This window comes from Dehalococcoidia bacterium (genome assembly GCA_041653995.1).
Classification (GTDB): domain Bacteria; phylum Chloroflexota; class Dehalococcoidia; order GIF9; family UBA5629; genus CAIMUM01.
On the sequence record JBAZEK010000017.1, the window covers coordinates 1 to 9,007 of the forward strand.

Sequence of the window (9,007 nt, forward strand, 5' to 3'; positions counted from 1 at the left end):
CAAGATCGCCGATGAACATATCCGGATCCGTTCCGTTCACATAGGAATCAACGCCGTCGCCGGTGTTTAACGAAACCGTATTGCCCTGCATGAAGATGATCTTCATTATTTCATCGCCATCGGAAGGATCGATGTACATGTAGATACCGTCACCGCCGTTTGAACTTACGTTATTATTGGTGAAGTAGTAACTCATGCTGGTATTTTCACCGCCATCCATATCGTCATCTATATAGATGCCATCGCCTCCATTGTTGCTCACGGTATTTCCCGTGAAGGTGTTGCTGATGCCGGAATTCGTCACACTGCGTATAACTTCGCCACCGACAGAACCATCACTAGAAGCATAAACTTTTATGTCGTTGTCCTCGATATGGACGCCTGTGCCGGTGTTATCGCTTATGGTGTTGCCGGTGAAGGTGTTGATGATGTTGGAATCGGTCACCAGGGCTGCCAGATCGCCTTCTACCGTTCCATTATAATTATGAGCATAAGCTTTCAGATAGTTGTCAACAGCCACGCCGTCACCTTCATTGCCGCTGATGTCGTTGCCGGTGAAGGTGTTGATGATGTTGGAGCTGATGGAGGCCAGGACGCTGCCGTCCACGGTGGAGTTATTGGTGTAAGCATTGGCGTAAATCTCATTGTAATCAATGTAAACGCCCCCGTAGTCATTGCCGCTGATGTCGTTGCCGGTGAGGGTGTTCACGATCCCGGGGCCGGTCACTGAGGCCGTCACGTTACCGGTCACATCGGTATCATAGGCATAGGCATCAGCCTCGATATAGTTGCCATCGATGTAAACACCTTCATCACCATTGTAGTTGATGGTGTTGCCCGTGAAGGTGTTGGCGATCCCGGAGCTGATGGAGGCCAGGACGCTGCCGCCCACGGTGGAGGAATTGGTGTAAGCACCGGCGTAAATCTCATTGTAATCAATGTAAACGCCCCCGTAATAGTTGCCGCTGATGGTGTTGCCGGTGAAGGTGTTCACGATCCCGGGGCCGGTCACTGAGGCCGTCACGTCGGTGTAACAGGTGTAGGCATCTGCCTCGATATAGTTTTTATAGATGTAAACACCTTCACCACCATTGTAGTTGATGGTGTTGCCCGTGAAGGTGTTGGCGATGCCGGAGCTGATGGAGGCCAGGACGCTGCCGTCCACGGTGGAAGGATCGACATCGACATAGGCGTAAATCTCATTGTAATCGATATAGACGCCCTCGTAATAGTTGCCGCTGATGGTGTTGCCCGTGAAGACATTGGCGATGCCGGCGCCGCTGACGCTCCCCTGGACGCTTCCCGTAATCGTGGAGTCCTCAACAGAGGCCTCCGCGTACATGTAGTTCTCTTCGATGTAAACGCCGTATTCGCCATTGCCCGTAATGTTGTTAGCCGTTAAGGTGTTGGTAATAGGCGCGGTTATCGTCCCCAGGACACTGCCGCCCACTGTTGAAGAGTCGGCTCCTCCGTAAGCTTCGATATCGGTATAGTAGTCGAAGTAGAAGCCGCTCTCCCCGTTGCCGATCATCTCGTTGTTCGCCAGGGTGTTCACGATGCCGGCGCCGCTCACGGAGCCGCTGACGTCTCCCGCCACGTCTGCCATATAGGTCCAGGCATCAGCATAGATGTAATGGTCATCGTAGAAGTGGATGCCGTTGTCGTCATTGGCGTTTGTCTCATTGCCCGTGAAGGTATTGGCGATGCCGGCACTGATGGTTGCCTGAACGCTTCCACCGATCTGGGCGTTGGTCGTTCCAGAACCATCTGCATAGCTGTAAGCTTCGATGTTGTTGTATTCGATGACGAGGCCATCGCCGTCATTGCCGTTGGCCACGTTGTTCGTGAAGGTGTTCGCGATGCCCGCGCCGCTCACGGTGGCGAGCACACTGCCTGCGACATCGTAGTTGTAGGTCTCGGCGTATGCGTACAGTTCGTTTTCAGAAACGTAGATGCCGTCGCCCCCGTTGCTGTTGGCCGTGTTGCCGGTGAAGGTGTTGGTTATGCCGGAGGTGATGCTCGCCTGGACGCTGCCGCCAATGGAGGTGAAGGGCGCTGTCGAGTTCGATGGCTCGGCGTACGCATAAATGTCGTTGTATCCGATATAGACGCCTTCACCGTAGTTGCCGTTCATTTCGTTGTTCGTGAAGGCATTCACGATGTCGGAGCCGCTTACGGTGGCGGCGACATTGGCGGCTACGTTTACGTTGTCGGTGTAGGCCCCGGCTTCGATATAGTTTTCGTAAATGTAGACGCCGGGATAATCTTCATTGCCGCTTATCGTATTGCCCGTGAAGGTGTTGGCGATGGGCGAGGAAGTCACGCTCGCCAGGACGCTGCCGCCGACGTTCGCACCCGTATTGGCCCGTGCCTCCGCATAGAAGTCGTTGTCGTCGATATACACGCCGCCGCTTCCGTTGCCGCTGATGTCGTTTCCGGTGAAGGTATTGATGATGGGGGAGCCGGCAATGCTCGCCGTTACGCTTCCAGAAACATCGAAATTGCTTGCATAGGCATAGACGTAAGGATCGTTGTCGAGATATACGCCGTCGTAGTTGTTGCCCGATATATCGTTGTCTATAAATGTGTTTACAATGGGAGAGCCGCTGATGGAGGCGGTCACGCTGCCCGTGACGGGCGCCGTTGCCGCGTCAGCCTCGACGTACATCCAGGTTTTCACATCGAACCCATAGCCGCCGTTGCCCGCCGCTGTGTTTCCAGAGAAGTAATTCACAACGGGAGAGGAAGCGATGATAGCCGAGACGTTTCCCGCCGCCGGCACCGTATCGTTGTAAGCGTTAAGATCATTGTACAGTTCAACAGCGCGCCCATCGTTGTCGTTGATCGTATTGCCGGTAAACCTGTTGGTTATAGGAAGCTGGATGGACGGCGCCTTCGCATAGTTATAAATGTACACGCCGTCGTCACTGTTGCCCGTAATCGTGTTGCCGGCAAAGGTGTTGGCAATGGAGCCGGTAACGCTGGCATCGCCGATCAAATCGTTCGCGATATATACGCCGTAACCGCCGTTGTCCAGAATCTGGTTGTTGCTGATATTAAAGGCGAGATTCTTGGAGACATTTTCACCGGTAAAGGCGAAATCGCCAGAGTTGTCAATGTAAATGGCGCCTAAGTTGTTGTTCTGGATGATGTTGTCGTGGATGCTGGCGCGCGTCACGTTGTTGAGAGTAGCACCCCCGTCGGGATTGTTGACAAGACCATAGTTACCGTTCTGTATCTGCAATCCCATGACCTCGTTCACACCACTGAGGATGATGATGTCACTAGCTCCCCCGTCAATGATGGGCTTTGTGCCACCGCCGAGGCGGAAGACAGGATGCCGGTAACCCTGGCCCCAAAGCACCGTATTGGACTCCATGGCCAGGTTGTTCTCGTTGTATGGGTTAGCGTCGAACACGTACACCCATGTTCCCGCATTATACCTGTCATCGGCAAGCGCCTGCCCGATCGTCTGGTAGGGATCCTGCAGGGTTCCCGTACCGGCCGTCGCATTGTCCCCGTCCACGTAAATCATTTCATTGATGCCTGGCGCCTTAACCGGCTTTTTCTTCGAGGTAAAGACCGGCGCCGTGATATGGCGATCCCGGACGACGCGCTCCGTCATCCTCTCCGGAACACTTCGCGCTCCTTTGCCGAGGGCGAGAGCGTCCTTGATGCCTACAAACGGGTTGCGTCCCTTAAAGAGCTCCTCAAGGGAGAAGGGAATGTCAAGATAGCCGCCGTAGAATTGATTGTCGCCGCGAAGATTGTCGTGACTCGCCTCGGCCATCAATGTTAGTAACTTGTTCGGCTTCAGCTCAACACGGGCCTTCCAGCCATCGATGTCGTCCGTGTAGTCGGAGAAATACCAGAAGTAACCGCCGGATATTCTTGTTTCCAGAAAGTCAGAGATGAAGGGAACCAAAACGCCCGCTTCAATATCAACACCCTTTAGGGCTTCCTCAACTCCTCTGTACTGCAGGAGCGATGTGGAGCCGAATTTATACTCGTTCAAAGCAGGAACGAAGCGCTCTGTGGTACCGAAAGGCTGGTAGTAGTTCGCCCGGAAATCCAGCCATTTGCTGAGGGCCTCGACGCCGATACCGAACTGATTGTATTCTTCGTCGTGCTCGCTCTTCATCCTGTCATAGAATGCATTGAGGCCAAGGATGAGCTTGTCGTTGGCTATAAGGGTTCTCCCGCCGAATCCGACGTTCATCTCGTTGCCGTCATTGTCATCTAATCGAAAATGGGGATTGAAATAAAAGAGGCTCTTCTGATTGGCCCACAGGGGAATGAAAAATTCCGTGAAGAAATCGGTCGCTGCTCCGCCGCTTCCCACCATGGCACCTATCCTGATTTGGCTGTTCCATGAGCTATTCGCCTGCGCCGCAGGCTGTATCGCCGCACTGCATATGGCAGTACTTATGAATAGCAACGCTATGGCTAACATGCCCACACATCTGACCTTTCTGTTCATAACTCTCTCCTTTCCGGTTGTGCATCTTAATTTGTTGTGCATCTTAATTTAAGGTTGATGACTTCGTAAAAAGTCGTCAAGGTTTACGCTTTGCCAGCCGCCCCACTTGCGGCCATTGCAAGTGGTTAAGATGGTTAAGATTTAATATAAGCAGGCTTTTCATTATCTTCCACTTACCTTATAAGTGAGTTGAAATGAAAACCCTTCTTCACATAAAAAAGCGAACCACAATAAAATGATTTTGTCAATAAAATTTTAGCCAAAGGGAGTAGTAAAAAAGATACGTTGACTCATAAATCGATGTTACCGAAAGAAGAATCGGAAACGGAGGTTTACAGATATGGGTCCCCAGTCGAAAGAGGAGTATTTTGAAGTTCTTTATAAGCGATATCAAGAAGCATCACGGAAAGAAAAGACGATTATCATCACTGAATGTTGCGCTGTTTGTGGCTATCATCGGAAACACGCCATCAGACGCAGAGGGTCGATTTCCGCAATGGGAGCAGCCCATGTCAACAAACCGCTGACGGCGGCGAAAGCAATCACGACCGCAAAAGATGGAAGCCCGTTACGCGTGGGCCAGCAAAAGGGCAGGCTGTTGTTCATTGTTGGCTTCCTTCTTGGTGTGATAGATTTGGTCAAGAGTGTGTTGATCAAGTTCATTGGTGTGACCGTCAAAAACGATTTGTCCCGTATTCAGTCCGATGACGCGAGAGGCAAAACGTTTGACCAGGTCCACCTGATGCAGATTGACAACAACGGTTATGCCGTCGCGGTCACAAATTTCCCGCAGGAGTTGCATGATTTCCTCGCTGGTCACCGGATCAAGACTTGCGACCGGCTCATCGGCCAGCAGAATACGGGGCTGTTGCGCCAACGCCCGGGCAATCCCCACGCGCTGTTGCTGCCCGCCGGAAAGCCTGTCGGCCCGATCCCAGGCGCGATCAAGCAGACCTACCCGGTCGAGTGCCTGAAAAGCATGATCCATGTCGCTTTTGAGAAAGAGATACAACATGCTTCCCACCCAGGAGCGGTATTTCACTCTTCCGGCCAGGATGTTGGTCATGACGGACAGGCGGCTCACGAGATTGTAATGCTGGAAAATGATCCCCACGTCGCCGCGAACATCTCTCAGATTCAATCGGTTGACGACCCGATCCGCCACTTTCACCTCGCCGCTTGTCGGCAGCTCCAGTCCATTGATCATCCGGAGCATGGTGGATTTACCCGCCCCTGAATGGCCGATGATAGCCGTCAGGCTGCCGGGCTTGAAGTCAACGGTTACACACCGCGCAATGCCTGAAAACCATTTTTGAATTCCTTGATAACCCCTTGCAGGGAAATGCTGGCCATTTGTTCGTCTCCTTTGAAGAAATTGTTGTGGAATTAGTGGAATTACTTGAGCATATCTTTTTTCCGCAACCCAAGCTCCCGCACCATATCGCGTACGACCTGGTAGTCTTTGGGAGACACGGCGACATAATGGCTCAACTCACCATATCCGGTGACCTGAATATCCTTGTGAGCATTGAGGACCGCCCCCCGGATCCTGGCTTTCAGATCCTCGGGAAGAGCCTTGCGATAGACGAGAGGAGAGCCGGGCAAAGGATCGGATTCCAGCAGAACACGGTTCGTTCCTTTGGTGATCAATCCTTTTTTCAACATCTTGCCGTATGTGATGTCGTTGTCGGCAGCGGCATCAACGGTTTTGTTCTTGACGGCCAGTTCTGCGGCGTCATGGGAGCCCGAGTAGGTGAATTTGCCGAAGAAGTCCTGAGGCATCATGCCGGTAGCCTTTTTCACCATGAATGTGGGCATAAGCCACCCTGAAGTGGAAGCGGGATCGACAAAGGCCACGCTTTCCCCCTTCAGGTCCTGAATAGCACTGATGGCACTGTCGCCAGAACGACAAAAATGCTCTTATAGGTGTGGGAGTTACTGCCCTTGCGGATACCAGCCGCAAACGCCTCCGCGCCCGCTTCCTGCTCGGCAAGGTAAGAGGACCAAACCACGCGATATCGACCCGCTTCTTGCGCATTGCCTCGATAACGCCGACATAATCGGTGGCGGTAAACACTTTGACTTTTTGGCCGGTTTTTGATTCAAGATAGGCCCGCATCGGCTCGAACTGCTTGATCATTTCTTCGTTGTTCTCGGCGGGGATCAGACCCATGACGAGTTCCCCGGCCATAGCCGGAACCGCAAGCATCGTGAATGCCGCCACACCCGCGCAAAACACACTAAATTTTTTCAAAATCGCCTTCATCTCTTTTTTCTTTTAAGGATGTTGAGGAAGTCGAGTTGATCGACAAGGGACGCGTGAGCTGTTACGCTCAAAAGGTCAAGGGGGGATATATCGTCAACGGCAGCAAGATATTTATCTCCATCCAGTATGCTGTCGGGGTAACCAGACCCGCCGTGGGGGCTTTCGGCACCGGTGTCGCCAGGGGTGCTTATGAAGCAGCTCTAATTGCCTGCCCGGCTGTAGATCTAAAGCTGGCAGGAGTCAGCGGCACTCTTATCGGTGGGGAAGAAGAAGGAGCAAAATGCTTCGATCAGGCCTCCGACCGTATGCATGCTGCCGTCGCCGCGATACAGTGCGGCATCATGAAGGGATCGTTTCCGGGATGCCAAACAGGTACAGGCATTTCTGGGTATGGCGCCGATGCGAAAACTCGGACTGATCAGTGCACTGGTTAAAGGATAAAAGAGGATTTGTGCTGCGGCCGTATTTTGTAAATGTAGGAAAGCGGCTCGTAAAGACGTCGAAGATCTATTTTACGGATGTCGGAACGCTCTGTTATCTATCCGGACTCAAGGATCCGGAGCATGCGGCTTCTGGACCCATGGGTGGCACCATATTTGAAACTGCCGTGGTCACAGAAATCTTCAAAACGATTATAAGCCGAGGCATAGAGCCCCAGATGTATTTCTGGAGGACATCGTCCGGCATGGAAGTGGACATTGTGGTCGAGTCCAACTACAGATTAGTCCCGATAGAGGTGAAGCTATCGTCTACTCCCCGACCTGCCATGGCTCAGAGCATCAAGGCATTCCGGGGAGATTTCGGGGACAAGGCGCTGGATGGATACGTGCTTCATGCAGAAGACATTCATCTTCCCCTGGGTTCGGGCGTGACCCCGCATTGCCCTTTACTGAGTTGTAGCAAGGGTGAAGATCTGTTCCTTCACAGGAGTGTCCCTCTATCGGGACATCAATTGGGTCTACCACAGGGAATCCGGCTACAGGCTGGTGCCCAACGCAGCGGAAGCGGCAAGGAAGAACAAACCCAGAACGATCCGGTAATATCCGAAGTGCCTGAAGCCGTACCGCGAAACGAAGGCGATAAACGCTTTTACTGCAACCATGGCGGAGACGAAGGCGACCAGGCCGCCGCTTATGAGGAGCGTCCACTGCCCGTTGTTAAAATGTGAGGAGGTCTTCAGCAGATCATACCCCGTGGCGGCAGCACGCGAAACGCCCGGCACCATGGAGAAGCACTGGACAAAGCCGATCAGCAGCGCCCCTGCAAACGAGACATTGAAAAATTGAGTCGAGTAGACCGGTTTCTCCCAATATTTAGGTTGATATTTGTTTTCTCCGTTTGCCGCCTGGTTTCCCGGCGGTGCCACATTATCTCAACCATACATCCGTTGGCTCCAGCCCCTCACAGAACCGGACTTGCGGATTTCCCGCATCCGGCTCTTCAAGCAGGTTCACACACCTGCGGCATAAATCCAAGTGTAACCCTTCACTATTCCGGGTCTTGGTAAGTGATAACGCTTGAGTCTCTCCTTGAATTCTTCCCAGTTGAAACTCTTCCGCTGACTTCGCCTGTTGAGCCACTTGGGGATAGCTCCAAACCAAACTGCTTCAACCGATCCGGCAACATTTCTCACATCTTCTGTGCATCTTTCCTGTTGGCGCATCCGATAACAAAATCATCAGCGTACCGGATCAGGTATATTCTGCCTGCCAGTTCTCTCTTTACCTTCCGCATGAGCCACTTATGATCCACATGAGCAAAAGACCCTTTGATGTCCACATCTACCAGGTAGTTCGCTCCGCCTTTCATAATGCTCAACTCAAGCGTCTTGAGTGCGAGGACAAGCCTGACACGGGCAAAGCCGTTGTGCGGGTCGCCGCAGTCGAGATACCGATAGATCACCTGCTCGACATAGGGCCGCCAGAAACCGTATTGCCGGGGAAAATACTCCTCATAGACCCGGACAAAGGTTTCAAAGTAGTCTTCCACGCAGCGGTAATAATCGGATAACTGGGGATTACGGGGGCGATAGACGGCGGCGGGAAGCGACACGATCTCTCTCCTTCGAGAATATCATGCCGCCATAATGTAGAACGATCGTTCTGTTTGTCAAGGAGAATCTGGCTCATTGACAGTTTTTTGGAAGGGGAGAAATGCACGGTTAAACGCCTGCCGATTCAATAATGCTGGTTGTAGAATTGTGAAGTGGTTTACCGTGGCTTGTGAGAATAAAGATATTGAACTGACTCGATGAGTATGTT

The 9,007-nt window shown here is 52.4% G+C and carries 7 protein-coding genes and 1 pseudogene; 3 read left to right on the forward strand and 5 right to left on the reverse strand.

Annotated features, from left to right (window positions below; genetic code table 11):
* From WC359_13895 to WC359_13910, 4 genes and pseudogenes are all read right to left on the reverse strand, one after another.
* Positions 1 to 4,480 (reverse strand): inverse autotransporter beta domain-containing protein (locus WC359_13895; protein ID MFA5401538.1); only part of this gene is annotated, 4,480 nt, incomplete at its 3' end.
* A gap of 568 nt (positions 4,481 to 5,048) precedes the next feature.
* The gene (gene phnC / locus WC359_13900; GenBank protein MFA5401539.1) at positions 5,049 to 5,876 is read right to left on the reverse strand and encodes a phosphonate ABC transporter ATP-binding protein; all 828 of its coding nucleotides are present in this window, start codon (positions 5,874 to 5,876) and stop codon (positions 5,049 to 5,051) included.
* Positions 5,876 to 6,337: a PhnD/SsuA/transferrin family substrate-binding protein gene (locus WC359_13905; GenBank protein MFA5401540.1), complete on the reverse strand. Its 462-nt coding sequence runs from the start codon at positions 6,335 to 6,337 to the stop codon at positions 5,876 to 5,878. The genes phnC and WC359_13905 overlap by 1 nt, the downstream gene beginning before the upstream one ends.
* A 187-nt stretch (positions 6,338 to 6,524) precedes the next feature.
* Positions 6,525 to 6,746 (reverse strand): annotated as a pseudogene (locus tag WC359_13910) (PhnD/SsuA/transferrin family substrate-binding protein).
* Positions 6,747 to 6,781: 35 nt separating this feature from the next.
* Between WC359_13910 and WC359_13915 the strand changes: the two are divergent.
* From WC359_13915 to WC359_13925, 3 genes are read left to right on the forward strand one after another with little or no spacing between them, the layout of a single operon-like run.
* Positions 6,782 to 7,180: a hypothetical protein gene (locus tag WC359_13915; GenBank protein ID MFA5401541.1), complete on the forward strand. Its 399-nt coding sequence runs from the start codon at positions 6,782 to 6,784 to the stop codon at positions 7,178 to 7,180.
* Positions 7,181 to 7,197: 17 nt separating this feature from the next.
* The gene (locus WC359_13920; protein ID MFA5401542.1) at positions 7,198 to 7,914 is read left to right on the forward strand and encodes a DUF4143 domain-containing protein; all 717 of its coding nucleotides are present in this window, start codon (positions 7,198 to 7,200) and stop codon (positions 7,912 to 7,914) included.
* Entirely contained in the window at positions 7,901 to 8,032 is a 132-nt protein-coding gene (locus tag WC359_13925) for a hypothetical protein (GenBank protein MFA5401543.1), read from the forward strand. The genes WC359_13920 and WC359_13925 overlap by 14 nt, the downstream gene beginning before the upstream one ends.
* A 343-nt stretch (positions 8,033 to 8,375) precedes the next feature.
* Here the strand turns inward: WC359_13925 and WC359_13930 are convergent, their stop codons facing one another.
* On the reverse strand, positions 8,376 to 8,798 hold the full coding sequence (locus WC359_13930; protein ID MFA5401544.1) for a hypothetical protein: 423 nt from the start codon (positions 8,796 to 8,798) through the stop codon (positions 8,376 to 8,378).
* Positions 8,799 to 9,007 lie beyond the last annotated feature (209 nt).